Annotated in this window: 19 protein-coding genes; 17 read left to right on the top strand and 2 right to left on the bottom strand. The window is 43.5% G+C overall.

All coding sequences use genetic code 11. From position 1 onward, the window contains the following. Positions 1–46: 46 nt before the first annotated feature. Positions 47–1531 carry a DUF1846 domain-containing protein gene (locus HMPREF2704_RS05010; RefSeq protein WP_021154294.1) on the bottom strand — a complete coding sequence of 495 codons (1485 nt, stop codon included), beginning with the start codon at positions 1529–1531 and terminating at the stop codon, positions 47–49. A gap of 245 nt (positions 1532–1776) precedes the next feature. Then, on the bottom strand, positions 1777–2841 hold the full coding sequence (gene pepA, locus HMPREF2704_RS05005) for a glutamyl aminopeptidase (protein ID WP_014712788.1): 1065 nt from the start codon (positions 2839–2841) through the stop codon (positions 1777–1779). 142 nt (positions 2842–2983) lie between these two features. Between pepA and HMPREF2704_RS05000 the strand changes: the two genes are divergently transcribed. The 17 genes from HMPREF2704_RS05000 to HMPREF2704_RS04915 all read left to right on the top strand — a co-directional run bounded on the left by HMPREF2704_RS05000 (position 2984) and on the right by HMPREF2704_RS04915 (position 17269). Continuing rightward, positions 2984–3274: a DUF4651 domain-containing protein gene (locus HMPREF2704_RS05000; protein ID WP_003004245.1), complete on the top strand. Its 291-nt coding sequence runs from the start codon at positions 2984–2986 to the stop codon at positions 3272–3274. Continuing rightward, a complete protein-coding gene (locus HMPREF2704_RS04995; protein ID WP_003009797.1) occupies positions 3271–3588 on the top strand; it encodes a thioredoxin family protein in 318 nt (105 codons plus the stop codon). The genes HMPREF2704_RS05000 and HMPREF2704_RS04995 overlap by 4 nt, the downstream gene beginning before the upstream one ends. Positions 3589–3597: 9 nt before the next feature. Then, entirely contained in the window at positions 3598–4224 is a 627-nt protein-coding gene (gene ytpR / locus HMPREF2704_RS04990) for a YtpR family tRNA-binding protein (protein ID WP_003009800.1), read from the top strand. A 101-nt stretch (positions 4225–4325) separates the two neighbouring features. Further along, a complete protein-coding gene (locus HMPREF2704_RS04985; protein ID WP_003004675.1) occupies positions 4326–4721 on the top strand; it encodes a single-stranded DNA-binding protein in 396 nt (131 codons plus the stop codon). A 188-nt stretch (positions 4722–4909) separates the two neighbouring features. After that, on the top strand, positions 4910–5893 hold the full coding sequence (locus HMPREF2704_RS04980) for a substrate-binding domain-containing protein (protein ID WP_003009806.1): 984 nt from the start codon (positions 4910–4912) through the stop codon (positions 5891–5893). Further along, complete coding sequence (locus HMPREF2704_RS04975; protein WP_003009809.1) at positions 5893–7209, top strand: sensor histidine kinase; 1317 nt, start codon at positions 5893–5895, stop codon at positions 7207–7209. Before HMPREF2704_RS04980 ends, HMPREF2704_RS04975 begins: the two co-directional genes overlap by 1 nt. A gap of 5 nt (positions 7210–7214) precedes the next feature. Further along, complete coding sequence (locus HMPREF2704_RS04970) at positions 7215–7898, top strand: response regulator transcription factor (RefSeq protein ID WP_037585171.1); 684 nt, start codon at positions 7215–7217, stop codon at positions 7896–7898. Next, positions 7895–9193 (top strand): ABC transporter substrate-binding protein, encoded by a 1299-nt coding sequence (locus HMPREF2704_RS04965; RefSeq protein WP_070845878.1) that lies wholly within the window; start codon positions 7895–7897, stop codon positions 9191–9193. The genes HMPREF2704_RS04970 and HMPREF2704_RS04965 overlap by 4 nt, the downstream gene beginning before the upstream one ends. Positions 9194–9333: 140 nt before the next feature. Continuing rightward, positions 9334–9771: a PTS sugar transporter subunit IIA gene (locus HMPREF2704_RS04960; protein WP_070845876.1), complete on the top strand. Its 438-nt coding sequence runs from the start codon at positions 9334–9336 to the stop codon at positions 9769–9771. A 14-nt stretch (positions 9772–9785) separates the two neighbouring features. Further along, positions 9786–10280: a PTS sugar transporter subunit IIB gene (locus HMPREF2704_RS04955; RefSeq protein ID WP_000261775.1), complete on the top strand. Its 495-nt coding sequence runs from the start codon at positions 9786–9788 to the stop codon at positions 10278–10280. 56 nt (positions 10281–10336) lie between these two features. Further along, complete coding sequence (locus HMPREF2704_RS04950) at positions 10337–11179, top strand: PTS mannose/fructose/sorbose/N-acetylgalactosamine transporter subunit IIC (RefSeq protein WP_014712796.1); 843 nt, start codon at positions 10337–10339, stop codon at positions 11177–11179. Further along, on the top strand, positions 11163–12017 hold the full coding sequence (locus tag HMPREF2704_RS04945; RefSeq protein WP_037585172.1) for a PTS system mannose/fructose/sorbose family transporter subunit IID: 855 nt from the start codon (positions 11163–11165) through the stop codon (positions 12015–12017). Before HMPREF2704_RS04950 ends, HMPREF2704_RS04945 begins: the two co-directional genes overlap by 17 nt. A 98-nt stretch (positions 12018–12115) precedes the next feature. After that, complete coding sequence (locus HMPREF2704_RS04940) at positions 12116–12409, top strand: hypothetical protein (protein ID WP_003004348.1); 294 nt, start codon at positions 12116–12118, stop codon at positions 12407–12409. Between the two features lie 129 nt (positions 12410–12538). Beyond that, positions 12539–12820, top strand: a complete 282-nt coding sequence (gene groES, locus HMPREF2704_RS04935) for a co-chaperone GroES (protein WP_070845874.1) — start codon at positions 12539–12541, stop codon at positions 12818–12820. Positions 12821–12841: 21 nt separating this feature from the next. Beyond that, positions 12842–14467 carry a chaperonin GroEL gene (gene groL / locus HMPREF2704_RS04930; RefSeq protein WP_070845872.1) on the top strand — a complete coding sequence of 542 codons (1626 nt, stop codon included), beginning with the start codon at positions 12842–12844 and terminating at the stop codon, positions 14465–14467. A 749-nt stretch (positions 14468–15216) separates the two neighbouring features. Further along, positions 15217–15951, top strand: coding sequence for a response regulator transcription factor (locus tag HMPREF2704_RS04920; protein ID WP_070448909.1), 735 nt, complete (start codon positions 15217–15219; stop codon positions 15949–15951). Between the two features lie 31 nt (positions 15952–15982). Further along, a complete protein-coding gene (locus tag HMPREF2704_RS04915; protein ID WP_256318012.1) occupies positions 15983–17269 on the top strand; it encodes a sensor histidine kinase in 1287 nt (428 codons plus the stop codon). Positions 17270–17306: the final 37 nt, after the last annotated feature.

Raw genomic sequence — 17306 nt, 5'->3', positions numbered from 1 at the left:
AAAAAAAACAATCCCTATTCGAGGGATTGTTTTTGTTTGTCTGAGTTTATTTACGATACAAGCGATCGTATTGGTAGACAGGGTCCATAGTGACGTTGATACCGAGCTTGCGAAGGACATTCTTGTCTTCGTCTGTCAGCATCACGGTTGAGTGGGCTTCACTGCCTTTCAACTTGCCTAATTCTTGCATAGCAAGCTTAGCGTCTTCATTGGTCATAGCTGTAATGGCCAGGGCAATGAGGATTTCGTTCGAGTGAAGACGAGGATTGCGGCTACCCAAATGATTGATCTTCAAGCCTTGGATAGGTTGGACGTATTCTGGCTCGATTAATTTGGTTTCTTTATCAATATGCGCCAATTTCTTGATCGCATTGATTAAGAGGGCTGCGGTTGGGCCAAAGAGATCGGAGGTTTTTCCGGTTACCATCTCGCCGTTTGGCAATTCAAGGGCCAAGGCTGGCTCCCCTGTTTCTTCTTCTTTCTGACGAGCAAGAACAGTCACTTTCCGGTCATTTGGAGTAATGCCCAAATCATTCATCAAGAGCTCAATCTTCTTGACAGCTCCTTCACCGACGCGTTCAGCTTTGACATCCAAGATGGTTTGGTAATAGCGACGGATGATTTCTTGTTGGGAAGCTTCAATCGCAGCGTCATTGTCCACAATGGCAAAGCCAACCATGTTGACGCCCATGTCTGTTGGAGAAGCGTAAGGAGAGGTTCCTAAGATGCGTTCCAACATGCGCTTCAAGACAGGGAAGATTTCGATATCGCGGTTGTAATTGACCGTTGTTTCTCCGTAGGTTTGGAGGTGGAAGGGATCGATCATATTGACATCGTCTAGATCTGCAGTCGCTGCTTCATAAGCCAAGTTGACTGGGTGGTGCAAAGGAAGATTCCATACTGGGAAGGTTTCAAACTTGGCATAACCTGATTTGATCCCATTTAATTGGTCATGGTACATATTGGACATACAAGTTGCCAGCTTACCAGAACCAGGTCCAGGAGCTGTCACAACGACCAAATTGCGGCTAGTCTTGATGTAGTCATTTTTCCCCATCCCTTCAGGAGAGATGATGTGGTCCATATCGGTCGGATAGCCCTTGATCGGATAGTGGAGATAAGAGGCGATCCCGCTCTTGTCCAGTTGTTTGCGAAAGGCATCTGCTGCAGCTTGTCCAGCATATTGGGTGATGACGACAGAGCCTACAAAGATCCCCAATTCATTGAATTTGTCGATCAAGCGTAGCACTTCTTGGTCATAAGAAATTCCTAGATCCCCACGGGCTTTTGAGTGCTCAATGTTGTTGGCGTTGATGGCAATGACAATTTCCACCTGGTCGCGCAATTCTTGGAGCAACTTGATCTTATTGTCTGGTTCGTATCCAGGGAGGACACGAGCAGCGTGGAAGTCTTCTAACATCTTACCACCAAATTCAAGGTAGAGCTTGCCATCGAATTGGTTGATCCGCTCAATAATGTGGTCACGTTGCAAGTTCAAATACTTTTCAGAACTAAAAGCTTGTTTTTTCATGTAAAACTCCTGTATATAAGGGAAGGGTCTGCCTCACAAATCCAAGGATGAGTGTTCCGTTCCCTACCATTTCATTCTTTCATATTATATCAGAAAACAGATGGAAGATAAAATATTCTAAGATACTTTCCTAAGGGGAGTGTGGATGCCAAAGGGTTTAATGGTGACTCACGCTGGAAAGTTTCAAAGAGAACCTTGTTTTCCCCCTAAAAAAGCCCCTTACGGGGCTTCGTGATAGATGTTGTTTAATAGTGTTTGATCAAATCAACTGTAGAACGATCCAATTTCTTAACCAATGCTTGCAAGAAGGCTTGTGCTTGCAAGAAATCATCCATGGCATAGAGGGTTTGGTGAGAGTGGATGTAACGTGCACAGACACCAATGGTTGTTGATGGGACTCCGCCATTCTTCAAGTGTGCTGCACCTGCATCGGTACCACCTTTGGCACAATAGTATTGGAATTTGATGCCCGCTTCTTCAGCAGTAGTGAGCAAGAAATCTTTCATATTTGGTAGCATGATGTGACCTGGATCGTAGAAGCGAAGCAGTGTTCCTTCCCCAATCGCACCTTGGTCTCCAAAGACATCAGCTGCTGGCGAACAGTCTACAGCAAGGAAGATTTCAGGATCAAATTTAGTGGTTGAAGTGTGAGCTCCACGAAGTCCCACTTCTTCTTGAACGTTGGCCCCTACATAGAGTTCGTTGTTTAAGGCTTGTCCAGAAAGGCTCTTAGCCAATTCGCTGACCATCAAGACGCCGTAGCGGTTATCCCATGCTTTGGAGATGACGTTTTTACCATTAGCAGTGAGAATCGCAGAGCTATCTGGGACCAAGGTATCTCCAGGACGAACCCCATAGCTTTCAGCTTCGGCTTTAGAGCTAAAGCCTGCATCAAAGACGATGTCACTAATGGCAGGTACGGTTGGTCCACCTGTTCCACGTGTCAAATGAGGAGGAACAGATCCTGAAATAGCAGGGTATTCACGTCCGTCACGTGTAAAGAGTTTGAAGCGTTGGCTGCTGACGACCATCGGATTCCAACCTCCGATTGGGACAACACGGAAAGTTCCGTCAGCTTTGATTTCGCTGATCATAAAACCAACTTCGTCCATGTGAGCAGCTACTAAGATACGAGGTGCATCGGCAGCTGTTGAATGTTTGACCCCAAAGATCCCACCGAGACCATCTGTCACGATTTCGTCCACATGAGGGGTCAATTGTTGGCGCAAATAATCCCGTACAGGAGCTTCATGACCTGAGATAGCAGGGATTTCAGTTACTTCTTTGATTTTAGAAAATAAATCAGTCATAGGTTACCTTCTTTCTGATGCTATTTTAACACTTTTTCTACAAGGATGGTAGCGTTATTATGGAAATCAATCTCAAAAAGCAGAGGGAGAGATCCAGCCTAGACCGTTGTCCCTCTGCTTATTTTGTGTTACAATAGGCACTATGAAAGCTAAAAAAATTATTTTGTCTAGTCTGGCTGTAGCAAGTGCAGGAGCTCTTGCGGCCGGTGTTTATAAAATCGCCAAAGATCAAAAGCGTCTCCGTACCCAAGAAGAGTTGGTAGCAGAAGTACGGGAGCAAATGGAAGCCATGGGGACGATTGCGACCCTGTATGTGGAACTCTACGAGTCTAGTGAAGAACGCTTAGTAGGAGGCGTCATTTTTGAAGATGAGCGCCATTACCGCTTTGTCTATGAGGACGGTCTCTTGCATTATGAAGAGGAAAAACTATGATTACACCAAATTCTCTAGAAGAAATTGCTTCTTATGTAGAGCAAGATGGCAAGAAAGTGTTTGTCTTTTCAGCAGATTGGTGTGGGGATTGTCGTTACCTCAAGCCTTTTTTGCCGGAGATTGAAGCTGAAAATCCCGAATTTACCTTTATCTTGATTGACCGAGATGCCTATATGGATCTGGCGAAAGTCTGGGATGTTTATGGGATCCCAAGTTTGGTGGTTCTGGAAAAGGATAAGGAAATCGGTCGGTTTGTCAATCGGGATCGAAAAACCAAGGCGCAGCTTACAGCATTCTTAGCAGGATTAAAATAGGAGAAAAACATGATTGTAACATACAACAAAGAACAAGTCGGCGATGTCTTGATGCTGACCTTGAAAAATAGTGGAGAAGCAAAGCTCGCGGTGGAGAGAAAAGGAAAAGTGGCTCGCGTTTACCGTGAGGACAAGCAAGAAACCGTTGCCTGGAATATTTTTGATGCCTCATCTTTCTTCGCCATCGAAGGCAAGGGCCAAGTCTTTTTGACAGATGAGCAAGTAGCTCGTTTGAATCAAGAATTGGAAAGAGAAGGCTTCGCAGAACGTTTGGTCAATGATCGGGAACCAAAATTTGTGGTGGGAGAAATCCTTGAAATGGTAGCCCATCCAGATAGTGACCACTTGAATATCTGCCAAGTAGCAGTTGGACCAGATAAGACGGTTCAGATCGTAGCTGGAGCTCCAAATGCGCGAGTGGGTCTCAAGACCATTGTCGCTCTTCCAGGTGCCATGATGCCGGATGGTAGCTTGATTTTCCCAGGGGCCCTTCGTGGAGAAAAAAGCTATGGGATGATGTGCAGTCCGCGCGAATTGCACTTGCCAAATGCTCCTCAAAAACGAGGCATTATTGAATTGGATGACGCAGAAGTAGCAGGGACACCTTTTGATCCTGCTCGTCACTGGCACGAATAAAGAGAAGAATCTAGGATGTTTTGGATCCTAGATTTTTTTGATTTTGGTTTGTCACCTCCATTTTTTGAAATTTTTTCGAATAAATAGATAGGAGGTAAATGATGTATAATAAAGTTATTTTAATCGGTCGCCTAGTAGCGGCCCCAGAATTGCATAAAACCAGCACAGACAAATCCGTTGCCCGAGTGACCGTTGCGGTCAATCGTCGCTACAAGGACCAAAACGGGGAGCGAGAGACTGATTTTGTCAATGTCGTTGTCTGGGGGAAATTGGCTGAAACCATGGCTAGTTATGCTAGCAAAGGGAGCCTGATCTCTTTGGATGGAGAGATTCGGACGCGCCGCTACGAGAAAAATGGCGTCATGCAGTATGTGACAGAGGTCCTCTGCCAAAGTTTTCAGTTGCTAGAGAGCCGCGCTCAGCGAGCGATGCGTGAAAATGGTGGAACGGGAGATTTAGCCGATATCATCTTAGAAGAGGAAGATCTTCCCTTTTAGGATCAAAAAAGAAAGCTGGTTCGTTTATAGACCAGCTTTTTTGATACTTGCTAGGGATTTTATTCGGGAACGACTCTTTTAAAAATAAATCAAAAATATGCATCTGTACAATAAAAGCCAGCACTTTTCTTGAAAAAGTAGTAAAATAAAGTAATATATATTCAAAATTTTCAGAAAAGGAACGGAGTTTGAAGAGGAAAGAAGAAAGAAAAGAACTGTTAAAATGGCTGATAAAACGGGTTCTACTGGTGATTCCAGTGGCCTGCCTCCTCTTGTGGATCTATGCCGTTTGTCAAACCAGTAGCATCAAGGATCAGACCAAGATTGGTGTCACCTATATGACCATGAACAATGAGTTCTATAAAAGTATTCATTCGGAAATTAGTCGGATTGCCGATGAGAGAGGGGCTCTTGTATCTGTTCGAGATCCGGAATTGGATGAAAAAAGGCAGAGCCAGCAGATCGATGATTTTTGCGCTCAAAAAGTAAATGTGATTGTGATTAATCCGGTCAAAGGGGATAGTCAGCCGATTTTAAGGGCTCTTAAAAAAGCTAGAAAACAAGGAATTAAGATCATTGCAGTTGATACCCAGCTCAAGCATTTTAAGCCGGATGCCAGCATTGTCTCCGACAACTACCAAGCAGGAGTCTTGATTGCGAAAGAGTTGATGAAACGCTCTTCAAATGCTCGGATCCTTCTCTTGGAGCACAAAGGGACTGTTTCGGCAGATACGCGGATTCAGGGATTTAAGGATACCATCAAAGGACATGGGTCTTATCAGATCATCTCGGAACTAGAAACCAAGGGGCAGACGGAGATCGCCATGCCAGCTGTCCGTAAGTTCTTGCAGTCAGGGGGGAATGTCGATACTCTAGTCTCCTTGAATGACCGCTCGGCTATAGGAGCTTTAGCGGCGATCAAGGAGCAAGGAATCACCCATCCCATTGCGATCTATGGGATTGATGGCTCACCAGATATGAAAGCCTTGCTACACTCGACAGATGATGTCGTAGGAACCGTTGCCCAGTCTCCGTTGAAGATGGGAGACCGCGTGATGGAGGTCATCCAAGATATGGCTGATGGGAAGAGCTACCAAAAAGAAATAACCATTCCGGTTCAGATGATGACAAAGGAAAACATCGATCAATTTGATGTGAATGGGTGGCAGTAATGAGAAAATTTAGAGGTGTGAGATACAGTTTGGCCATTCTGATGGTCGTGAATTTTATCGCTGTGATGCTCAACAGTATCATCTATCTTCAAGCAACCAATTATATCATTGCTCAACGACAAGCTTCCCTATTAGTAGAACGCTTAGAGCGCATTCCTTTTGCGCCCTCTACAACTTTTTGGTTGTCTGCACTCTTATTTGCTGGGATTGCCTTGATTTCCATGAGTCGTTATCGGTCTCAAACGAGTCGATGGTCCATTTTTGATAAGTGGAACATTCTGGAGATCCTCCTGATGTTGCTCTTGATGTGGGTCCAAAATGTAGCTTATAACGGGCTCATTCTCTTGGTTTTTGCGGATATCTTCTATGGTTCCAAAGAGTTGAATACCAAGCGAGACCGCAAGTATTGGTTTGCTTTTATCCTAGTAAGTTTCTTGATGCTTCTTGTGACCAATTCAGACGTCTTTTCGCTTTTCTTTCCGATTCCTTCTCTGGATGTCTATATTCATTTTTATCCTGCCTCCATTCGGATTCTGGCCTTTTTCTTGAAGAATTCCCTCTATGCCTTGAATATGGTGCTCTTCATTATTTCGCTTTTGTTCTATATTATGAATGTTCTTGCGGAAAACCACGAAGTAGAAGAAGAGTTGGCCATGGTTTCGAAGGTCAATACGGAGTTGAACAACTATATGGCCTTGTCTGAGAAGATTGCAGAGGATCGGGAGCGCAAGCGGATTGCTCGGGAAATTCACGATACCTTGGGACACGCGCTAACAGGGATCTCAGCAGGTTTAGATGCTGTCGGAGTCTTGATTGATATCGATCCCAATCGGGCAAAAGAGCAGGTGAAAAGTGTTTCAGAAGTGGTTCGTGAAGGAATCCAGGATGTGAGAGGCTCTCTCAACCGCCTCCGTCCAGGTGCCCTTGAGGGACGAACCCTCAAAGATGCTTTAGAAAAGATGATCCGCGAGTACCAGACGCTCTCCAACTTGCAGGTTGATTTACGCTATGAATGGGTCGATGTCGATATGGACGTCATGATTGAAGATACGATCTTTCGTGTGATCCAAGAGTCTATGACCAATGCGGTTCGCCACGGTCATGCCAGTCAGATGAGCCTTCATTTTTTTGAGGATAAAGAAAATTACCTGATTGAGTTGCAGGACAATGGGGTTGGATTTGAAACCTTGACCTATGGCTATGGGCTCAAGCAGATGATGGAGCGTATTTCCATCCTAGGAGGACAGCTTCAATTTGAAAGTCGCGATGGATTTTTCACGCGCGTCAGTTTACCGAAATATAAAGAAGGGAGATAGAGATGGTGATAAAAGTAATGGTAGCAGATGACCAGGCCTTGATTCGAGAATCTCTGAAAATTATTTTGTCAGCCCACCCCGATATTGAAGTGGTGGCCACAGTGGAAGATGGGAATCACGTCTTGTCGAGCATTCCACAGACACATCCTGACCTGATCTTAATGGATATTCGGATGCCAGGCATGGATGGGGTCTTGGCGACAAAAGAAGTCAAAGAGCACTATCCGGATATCAAAATTATTATTTTAACGACCTTTGATGATGATGAATTTATCTATAGTGCACTCAAGTATGGTGCTTCAGGTTATCTTTTAAAGGGAGCCTCGACAGAGGAACTCTATGAAGCGATTAAGGTGGTGTATCAAGGCGGAGCCATGATCAACCCGAATATCGCTAGTAAAGTCTTTCAAATTTTCTCACAAATGGCCAAGACCAACTTCTCTATTGCTGTGGATGAGGACAATGTCAAGGATTTGAGCACGACGGAATGGCGCATTATCCAAGAAGTCGGCTATGGGGAGTCTAATAAAGAAATTGCGGCTAAACTTTTCTTATCAGAAGGAACCGTGCGCAATTACTTATCAACAATTTTGGCGAAATTAAACCTACGAGATCGAACGCAATTAGCGATCTGGTCAGTCCAAACAGGAGTGACGAGACGTGATTTTTCTAAAGGAAATACAGAATGAAATTGAAGCGAAAGCATCTTTGTTGGGGGATCGGCCTCCTTGTTGTGCTCTGTGCGAGCGCGGGTTTTTATTGGTGGAAACAGCAACCGACCGTCCTCCATATCGGCGTTTATGCAGGTTCTAGCTGGGATGTGCCGACCAGTCAACGTTCCCATGCCTTGGATCGTGCGATTCAAAAATTTGAAAAATCCCATCCCCACGTTCGTGTAGAGTATGAAAATGGGATTCCTCAGTCGGATTATTCTGACTGGCTTTCCGAAAAGATTGTCTCAGGAAAGACGCCAGATGTGTTTATGGTCTCTGAGCAAGATCTTTCCTTATTAGCAGCGCGAGGCGTATTAGAAAAGTTAAACGGCTATATGGATCGAAAAGATCAAGCTGCCTTTTATCCCGTTGCCTTTGAATCCGGTGTCTATCAGGGGCAAACCTATGCCTTACCTTATGAAAGCAATCCGATTTTGATGTGTGTCAATAAAGATCTCTTGGATAAAGAAGGTATCGCGGTTCCCAAAGAAGGCTGGACCCTTGAAGAGTTCTATACGATTTGCAAGAAACTAACCAAAGATACCAATGGGGATGGGCAATTGGACCAATTTGGGAGTACAGAATACACCTGGAAAGAAGCCTTGGCGGCAAATGGAGGTCATCTCTTCCAAGGAGGCATGCTCAAGCTGACAGCTCCAGAAGTCAAAGAATCTTTGACTTTTCTGCAAAAATTGGAAGATCTAAATAAAAATTACAAGGTGAGCTCTAAAGATTTTGACCAGGGGAAAGTCGCCTTCTATCCCATGACCTTGGCCCAATATCGGACCTATAAACCTTATCCTTACCACGTTTCTAAATATTCAAACTTCACCTGGACCTGTATCCCGATGCCTGCTAAGTCAAAAACGACCAAGGCAACCTTGGTCACAACGACTTCTTTTGCTATGTCAGCTCGAAGTTCTCATTCCAAGTTGGCTTGGGAACTGATGCAAGTTTTGACAGAGGATCCAGACATTCAACAAACCCTCTTTGCCCAATCCCAAGGGATCTCCGTCATGCCACAGGTCGTCAAGAGTCGCTCTAGTAAAGACCTCCTGCAGGTAGATGATTTTGGGACGGATTCCTTGACCAATCAGACCTTGAACCGCATCATGGAACAAGCTGTTGAAAGTAGCCCGAAAAATGTCTCAAAAGAGCTGTTAGAAAAGTTAGATTACTTGATTGGCAATGCCTTGCGCGATCAAGATGTTGAGAACCGCTTGCCTCAAATTCAGAGGGAGATTGAAAGTAGTCTACAGGTAGGAGTTTAGAGTAAAATAAGATGGCATTTTGTCAAGTGACAGATGTCATTTTTTTATTGCTAAATGTCATATTGGGAATGTGACATTTGACAATGTAAAAGCGCTTTCAAATAGTCTACAATAGAGTCAAATAAAGGAGGCGTAGCAAAATGAAATACCTCATTTTGGTCAGTCATGGTGGACTGGCAGAAGGTCTAAAAACATCACTAGCCATGTTTGCTGGTGACAAGTTGGATCAGGTCATCGCAGTTGGACTCAAAGAAGGAAAATCGGTCGATGACTTCGCAGTTGATTTCAGAGAGAGCATTTCAGGATTGACAGCTGATGATTCTGTTTTGGTCTTGGCAGATATCGTAGGTGGTAGTCCATTAACCACTGCAGCCACGGTTCTAGAAGAAGCTGGAAAGCTCGATGGAGCCTTGATCCTTGGTGGGATGAACCTCACCATGGCCTTGACGGCAGTTGTGATGAAGGATGTGTTGGATGGAGACGAATTGTCAGCCACCATCTTATCAGAAGCACGATCTGCACTACAGCCTTTTGAAGTTTCAGCCACTGGTGCTGAAGAAGATGATGACGATATTTAATAGGGAGGTACCTTATGGTAGTAACATTTGTACGGATTGATGACCGCATGATTCACGGTCAGACAGTCACACGCTGGGCAAAGGAAAAACCATGTGATGGTTTGATTGCCGTAAACGATGCAGCAGCATCAAACAAGGTTTTGATCCAAGCTTACAAAGGCGCATCAGACAAGAAAACCTTTGTATGGACAAAGGAAGCCTTTAAGGAAAAATCAGCAAAAGTAACAGAATCAGATAGTCGTTACTTCTTGATCACCAAAAATCCAATCGATATGAAGGAAATTTTGGTCGACCAAGGGTTTGTCCCAGGTGATGTTAAAGAAATCATTGTTGGCCCTGCAAATGATCGTCCTGGAGCTGTGAAATTGGGAAATAACCAATCCATCACTCAGGAAGAAGCAGAAGCCTTCCAAGCCATTCAAGCAGCAGGCTACAAGGTGAAATTCCAATTGTTGCCAGATGTTTCCATCGGGTATTGGGATGATTTCAAATCAAAATTTGGTTTTTAAAACTAACAGTCCTATCTGTTAGGTAAATATATTTACAAACAAAAGGAGCGTTTGTTATGACAATTTCATGGATTCAAGCAATCTTGCTTGGTATTTTCGCCAGCTTGTCTTCAATGCCTGGTATGGGGGGTTCCAGTATCGGGAACTATACACTCGGTCGTCCTTTGATCGGTGGGTTGATTTCAGGTTTAATTCTTGGAGATGTGACAACTGGTATTATGGTCGGGGTTGCCCTTCAAGTCGTTTATATCGCCTTGGTAACACCTGGTGGTACCGTATCTGCCGATGTGCGTGCCATCTCTTACATTGGTGTTCCTCTTGCTATCTTGTTTGTGCATGCCAATAACATCACAGATGAAGCAGGAATCGCCGCAGCTGCAGCTCCAATCGGTGCAGCCGTTGGGACAATCGGTACAGTTCTTTTCTACGGTACCGCTACTATGAACTTGGTATGGCAACACATTGGTTGGAAAGCCGTTGAAGAAGGAAACTTCAAAAAACTCTACGCAGTTGACTGGGTTTACCCTTGGATCTCTCACTTCCTCTTCTCTTTCCTTCCAACAATGATTATCACCAAATACGGTGAAAACATGGTTGATTTGATGAAACAATACCTTCCTATGGATGGTTACTGGATGAAAGCCCTCTTTACAGTCGGTGCTCTTCTCCCATGTGTCGGTATTGCCATCTTGTTGAAACAAATTGTTACAGAAGCAACTGACTTCATTCCATTCTTTGTTGGATTTACCTTGGCAAAATCTCTCGGATTGAACTTGGTATCCAGTGCTGTTGTTTCATTAATCTTTGCAGTAATCTACTATGAACTTGAAGTGATCAAATCGATGAAAGCTGCTCCAGCCGGAGTGGTGGACCTAGACGATGATGAGGAGGATATTTAAAATGGCTGATAGAAAGAAAATTTCAAAGAAAACATTAGCAAAAGCATTCCATCATTGGTATTATGGTCATTTGACTTGTTTCTCTCAAGAACATATGCAAACCTTCGGGTACTTGACTTCTATGCTTCCAATCGTAGAAGAAATGTATGACACAAAAGAAGAACAAAAGGATGCTATGCAAACCTATACGGCCTTCTTCAACACTGAACCACAACTTGGATCTCTTGTTGTAGGGATCACAGCTGGTTTGGAAGAAGCGCGTGCAAACGGAGATGCAGTGGATGGCGAAACCATCAACGGTATGCGTGCCGGTTTGATGGGACCAATCGCTGGTATTGGTGACTCATTGGTTGTTGGTACCTTGATCCCAGTTCTCTTGGGGATTGCCCTTGGACTTTCTAAAGGTGGTAACGTCGCTGGTGCCCTCTTCTACATCGTCGTATGGAACCTCTTAGTCTACTTTGGTATGCGCTTTGCCTTCTTCAAAGGTTACCAATTAGGGGATAAAGCCGTTGAATTCCTTGTAGGACCAAAAGGACAAGCTCTTCGTAAAGCGATCAGCGTCGTCGGTGGTATGGTTATCGGTGCCGTAGCAGCTACTTGGGTATCTGTTACAACAGCCCTTCAATTCAAGAATTCTGAAGGAAAAGTCTTCTTGAACATCCAAGAAAAGATCGATGGTGTTTATCCAGGTCTCTTGACAGCAGCCTTCATCACTCTTTGCTGGTGGTTGATGTCTAAGAAAAAAATTTCACCAAACAAAGTTATGTTACTTCTCGTTGTAGTTGCTTTGATCGGTGTTGCCCTTGGTATCTTTGACCCACATCTTAAATACTAAGGTAAAAAAACGAATTTGCTAGTAGGAGTTTTTGAGAATGAAGTGAATGGACCTCCTTTACTTGCACTTCATTCTCAATTTTTATCAGGAGGAATCCCATGGTTACAAAACAAGAACTTGTCAATGGATATGAAACAGAAATCAAGTACCAACGCCACATGCTTGAAAACCTTGGTCGTTGGTTCAGCTTACTCTTTATCATTGCCAGTATTGGTGTGGTATTGATCTATCTCTTTCACAAAAGTTTCCTCCCACTCTTGATCCTCGGGATTTTACTAGCCTTGGTTGGAATTTTAGGCATGATTGTTTTTGGATATGGCATCTACCGCGGGCGGATCAATCTTCAAAAAGTGATCGACGATTTCAATCAAAAATTGACAATTTTAAATTGATATTTTAGAAACATCTCATCTATTTTTGAGGTGTTTTTTTCTTGACTATTTCTGACCAAGTGATACAATAGAAACATAAGTTAGCACTTACGTATAGAGAGTGCTAAAAACACGTATGGAGGAATGAACATGTTAAAACCATTAGGAGACCGTGTGGTCTTAAAAGTCGAAGAAAAAGAACAGACTGTTGGAGGTTTTGTCCTCGCAAGTGCGAGCAAGGCTGATACAAAAACAGCTGAAGTAGTGGCCGTTGGTGAAGGTGTGCGTACCCTAAGTGGTGAACTCATCGCTCCAGCTGTAAAAGCAGGAGACCATGTTTTGGTTGAAAGCCATGCAGGAATTGAAGTGAAAGATGGGGAAGAAACCTACACCATCGTTGGAACAGCAAACATTCTTGCAATTGTAGAGTAAGAGAGGAAAGAGGTAAGAGAAATGGCAAAAGATATTAAATTTTCATCTGATGCACGTTCTGCAATGGTCCGTGGTGTCGATGTCTTAGCAGATACAGTGAAAGTTACGTTGGGCCCTAAAGGTCGCAATGTGGTTCTTGAAAAATCATTTGGTTCACCTTTGATCACAAATGATGGGGTGACCATCGCAAAAGAAATCGAATTGGAAGACCATTTTGAAAATATGGGTGCCAAATTGGTGTCAGAAGTGGCTTCTAAGACCAATGATATCGCAGGTGACGGTACAACGACCGCAACGGTCTTGACTCAGGCCATCGTCCGTGAAGGGATCAAAAACGTCACTGCAGGTGCTAACCCAATTGGCATCCGCCGTGGGATCGAGACCGCTGTTGCAACAGCAGTAGAATCTTTGAAAAACAATGCGATCCCAGTATCAAGCAAGGAAGCCATTGCTCAAGTAGCTGCTGTGTCTTCTCGTTCTGAAAAAGTCGGTGAGTACATCTCTGAAGCCATGGAAAAAGTTGGTAAAGATGGGGTCATCACGATTGAAGAGTCTCGTGGAATGGAAACAGAACTGGAAGTCGTTGAAGGTATGCAGTTTGACCGTGGTTACCTCTCACAATACATGGTCACAGATAATGAAAAAATGGTGGCAGACCTTGAAAATCCATACATTTTGATCACTGATAAGAAGATTTCAAATATCCAAGAAATCTTGCCATTGTTGGAAAGCATTCTTCAAAGCAACCGTCCACTCTTGATCATCGCAGATGATGTCGATGGCGAAGCTCTTCCAACACTTGTCTTGAACAAGATCCGCGGTACCTTTAATGTCGTAGCTGTCAAGGCACCAGGATTTGGTGATCGCCGCAAAGCCATGCTAGAAGACATTGCCATCTTGACTGGTGGTACAGTCATTACAGACGATCTTGGTTTGGAATTGAAAGATGCAACCATTGAAGCACTTGGTCAAGCAGCTAAAGTGTCAGTCGATAAAGACAGTACTGTCATTGTCGAAGGTTCTGGTAACCCAGAAGCGATCGCTAACCGTGTTGCGGTTATCAAGTCACAAATCGAAACCACAACCTCTGAATTTGACCGTGAAAAATTACAAGAACGTTTGGCTAAATTGTCTGGTGGTGTTGCCGTAATCAAGGTCGGTGCTGCAACAGAAACAGAATTGAAAGAAATGAAACTCCGTATCGAAGATGCCCTTAATGCGACTCGCGCAGCCGTTGAAGAAGGGATCGTTGCCGGAGGTGGTACAGCTCTTGTCAATGTCATCTCTGCAGTCGCAGCCCTTGAATTAGAAGGAGATGAAGCGACCGGACGCAATATCGTTCTTCGTGCCTTGGAAGAGCCGGTGCGCCAAATTGCCCACAATGCCGGTTACGAAGGATCTATTGTGATTGATCGCTTGAAAAATGCCGAAGTCGGAACAGGTTTCAATGCTGCAACAGGTGAATGGGTGAATATGATTGATGCAGGAATCATCGACCCAGTTAAAGTGAGCCGTTCAGCCCTTCAAAACGCCGCTTCCGTAGCGAGTCTGATCTTGACGACCGAAGCAGTCGTAGCCAACAAACCAGAACCAGCAGCCCCAGCAGGACCAGGAATGGATCCAAGCATGATGGGTGGGATGATGTAACCTGATACCAATGATTGGTGCTAAAGCACCGAATCATTGGACGGTAGCCGCTATGTTGCGGCCTACCTAATCATCTTACTAGCTCAAAGGGAGGAAAATATCGTTCCTCCCTTTTCACGTCGTAACCCCTTGGTTAATTTATCAGGTGCATTTATTGTTATGGCAAGCACCATGGTGCCTTGCCGAAGTGTCTTACTAGCTCAAAGGGAGGAAAATATCGTTCCTCCTTTTTTATCGTGCTTTGGAATTTTCATGTGTTGTGGAATAATATTTTTATTTTAAATTTTGTAACAGAAATGATAAATACTAATTAAAGAGGACTTGCGTAGATGCTTGGGAATCAAGCGTTTGTGGTGTTTTCAGGCGGAGGAATATTTGCCAACAAATTGCAATACAAATTAACTGATTTTGTAATAATTCTAGTGTATACTAGTAAGAGTAGATCACAGGTCTACATTGTTGCAAGGGGAGAACTTCCCACATACATGTCTATTGACAATAAAACTTGATCGTAATATCGCTGTTAGTAAAATGAGAGTTTGAACATAGCATAGATTTTATCGACCTTTTTCATATTAAAAAATATTTTTCAAATTCCCCTTGCGCAAGCTCTTCCGGATTCCTCCGGGAGAGTTTTTTGTTTAGGAGAAAAGGTAGAAGGCCTATCAAGTCTCTTTTGAAAGAGTGGCTCAGTAGGCATCATTTATGGTAAAATAGAACATATTCGTAGAGGGGAAGGAGTGAGGACTTTGTTGAAGATTTTTGTGTTAGAAGATGAATGGATCCAACAATCGCGTATCGAAGCGGTCTTGCAGGATCTCATCCGTCAAAAATCCCTGCAGTGCAAAGCGCCAGAAGTGTTTGGGAAGTCAAGCCAGTTGCTGGATGCTGTCACAGAGAGAGGCGCCCATCACCTATTTTTTTTAGATATCGAGATTAAAGGTGAGGAGAAAAAGGGTCTAGAGATCGCAAAAGAGATTCGTAAGAAAGACCCCCATGCGACCATTGTCTTTGTCACCACTCACTCTGAATTCATGCCCATTACCTTTCAGTACAAAGTAGCTGCCTTGGATTTTATCGATAAAACGCTGGGTGAGGAAGAGTTCAGAGAGAGAATCAGCTCAGCCATCGATTATACCTTGGAGCAAGCTGGGACCACGATTGCGCAAGATGCTTTTACATTTGAGAGTGCGATGGCGCGTGTACAAGTTCCCTTTAATAAGATTTTGTATGTTGAAACGTCTCCAACTATTCACAAGGTCATTTTACACACTCAGGATGAGCGCTTGGAATTTTACGCTAGTATTGCCGATATCGAAAAAGCAGATCCCCGCTTGTATCGGTGCCACCGCTCCTTTGTGGTGAATCCACAAAATATTACGAAGATTGATAAAGAAGCCAAGAAAGCTTTTTTTGAAAATGGGGACAATTGCTTGATCTCACGGACCAAGTATAGAGGCTTACTGGAAGCTTTGAAAAAATAGAAGGGAGAAAGAATTGCTGTTAGATATTCTAATGTCTTACCTAAAGTTCTTCGTCAGCATGCTGATCTATCGTCATATCAGTAGACAAGAGTTCGCTTGGCGCTGGCTCTTTTTGTGCCCTTTCTTCTTTGCAGTCGTCTTTACCCTTGTGCCACCGGTAGGCTTTTTTGGCTATTTCTTAGTATTTATTGCCTATAGTTTCTATCGAAATCGTAACATACGACACCTCTTGAACATTTTTTATGGGCTCTACCCGGTTGTCGTGGAGAGTCTCATTGGGCGCCTCCTAGCCTTTTATGTCTTTCCGATGCTCGGGATTGTACTTGTTCATGAGGCATCTGTCAGCTGGTATGATGCTCTACTTGAATTGTTGGTCTTTCCTGTTTATATAGGAATCACTAAATTGTTAAAACTAGATTTTACAGATTTAAAAGTAGGGTTTCAACGGCAGTATTTTAATCGTTTCTTACTCCCAATGAATCTTTCCATGTTTGTGTATTTGCTCAGTGTTGTAGGTCTGGTGGTTTTTGAGGATATTATTCCGCATGCAGATGCTTTACGGGAACAGTTAAATAGTATTTATTTGATTTTGTTTTTTGTGATGCTCTTGTATTTCAATGCAGTGTCCAAAGAACGATTGAAACAAGAGATTCTAGAGCAAAAAGATAGGCAACTGCAGGAGTTAGCCACCTATAGTCAACACGTCGAAATGCTCTATGGGGAGATTCGTGCCTTTCGTCATGATTACCTGAATATTTTAACCAGTCTCAAGTTAAGTATTGAGCATGAAGATCTCAATGCGATCAGGGAAGTCTATGAGAATGTTCTTCGAGAGAGTGGCCAACAATTTTACGATAGCAAGTTTGATATTGCCAAACTCAGTCACATCGAAAATCCAGCTGTAAAAAGTGTTCTGTCTGCAAAATTGTTGGAAGCCCAAAATAAAGGGATTGGGATCTCTGTCGAGATCGATGAACCTGTTCGTGATTTATTCATCGAGGTTTTAGATTTCATCACCTTCTTATCCATTCTTTGTGACAATGCTATTGAAGCGAGTCTTGAATCAGATGACCCACAGCTGACTCTTGTCATGCTCCAGGAGGAAAACTCCCTCACCTTAATAGTTGAAAATAGTACAAAAGCTGAAAAAATAGATCTGGCGAGAATTTTTGAAAAGGACTACTCAAGTAAAGGAGATGGCCGCGGTCTTGGCTTGTACAAGATCCAACAATTACTGGAAAAATATCCCAAAACGACAGTGTCTACCAAGAGTTCAAACTACCGATTTACTCAGAGCTTGACCTTTTGGAAGGAATAATGGAAGAGAGAGTGGGACAGAAATCGGTCATTCGTTA

Source organism: Streptococcus sp. HMSC076C09, from assembly GCF_001837905.1.
Classification (GTDB): domain Bacteria; phylum Bacillota; class Bacilli; order Lactobacillales; family Streptococcaceae; genus Streptococcus; species Streptococcus parasanguinis_I.
Note: the sequence above shows the minus strand (reverse complement) of the source record. Positions and strands in the feature narration are given on the sequence as shown.

Excerpts from the sequence above, each read along its gene's own strand:
- HMPREF2704_RS05010 (WP_021154294.1), bottom strand. The coding sequence starts at position 1,531 with ATGAAAAAACAAGCTTTTAGTTCTGAAAAGTATTTGAACTTGCAACGT.
- pepA (WP_014712788.1), bottom strand. The coding sequence starts at position 2,841 with ATGACTGATTTATTTTCTAAAATCAAAGAAGTAACTGAAATCCCTGCT.
- HMPREF2704_RS05000 (WP_003004245.1), top strand. The coding sequence starts at position 2,984 with ATGAAAGCTAAAAAAATTATTTTGTCTAGTCTGGCTGTAGCAAGTGCA.
- HMPREF2704_RS04995 (WP_003009797.1), top strand. The coding sequence starts at position 3,271 with ATGATTACACCAAATTCTCTAGAAGAAATTGCTTCTTATGTAGAGCAA.
- ytpR (WP_003009800.1), top strand. The coding sequence starts at position 3,598 with ATGATTGTAACATACAACAAAGAACAAGTCGGCGATGTCTTGATGCTG.
- HMPREF2704_RS04985 (WP_003004675.1), top strand. The coding sequence starts at position 4,326 with ATGTATAATAAAGTTATTTTAATCGGTCGCCTAGTAGCGGCCCCAGAA.
- HMPREF2704_RS04975 (WP_003009809.1), top strand. The coding sequence starts at position 5,893 with ATGAGAAAATTTAGAGGTGTGAGATACAGTTTGGCCATTCTGATGGTC.
- HMPREF2704_RS04965 (WP_070845878.1), top strand. The coding sequence starts at position 7,895 with ATGAAATTGAAGCGAAAGCATCTTTGTTGGGGGATCGGCCTCCTTGTT.
- HMPREF2704_RS04960 (WP_070845876.1), top strand. The coding sequence starts at position 9,334 with ATGAAATACCTCATTTTGGTCAGTCATGGTGGACTGGCAGAAGGTCTA.
- HMPREF2704_RS04955 (WP_000261775.1), top strand. The coding sequence starts at position 9,786 with ATGGTAGTAACATTTGTACGGATTGATGACCGCATGATTCACGGTCAG.
- HMPREF2704_RS04950 (WP_014712796.1), top strand. The coding sequence starts at position 10,337 with ATGACAATTTCATGGATTCAAGCAATCTTGCTTGGTATTTTCGCCAGC.
- HMPREF2704_RS04945 (WP_037585172.1), top strand. The coding sequence starts at position 11,163 with ATGAGGAGGATATTTAAAATGGCTGATAGAAAGAAAATTTCAAAGAAA.
- HMPREF2704_RS04940 (WP_003004348.1), top strand. The coding sequence starts at position 12,116 with ATGGTTACAAAACAAGAACTTGTCAATGGATATGAAACAGAAATCAAG.
- groES (WP_070845874.1), top strand. The coding sequence starts at position 12,539 with ATGTTAAAACCATTAGGAGACCGTGTGGTCTTAAAAGTCGAAGAAAAA.
- groL (WP_070845872.1), top strand. The coding sequence starts at position 12,842 with ATGGCAAAAGATATTAAATTTTCATCTGATGCACGTTCTGCAATGGTC.
- HMPREF2704_RS04915 (WP_256318012.1), top strand. The coding sequence starts at position 15,983 with ATGTCTTACCTAAAGTTCTTCGTCAGCATGCTGATCTATCGTCATATC.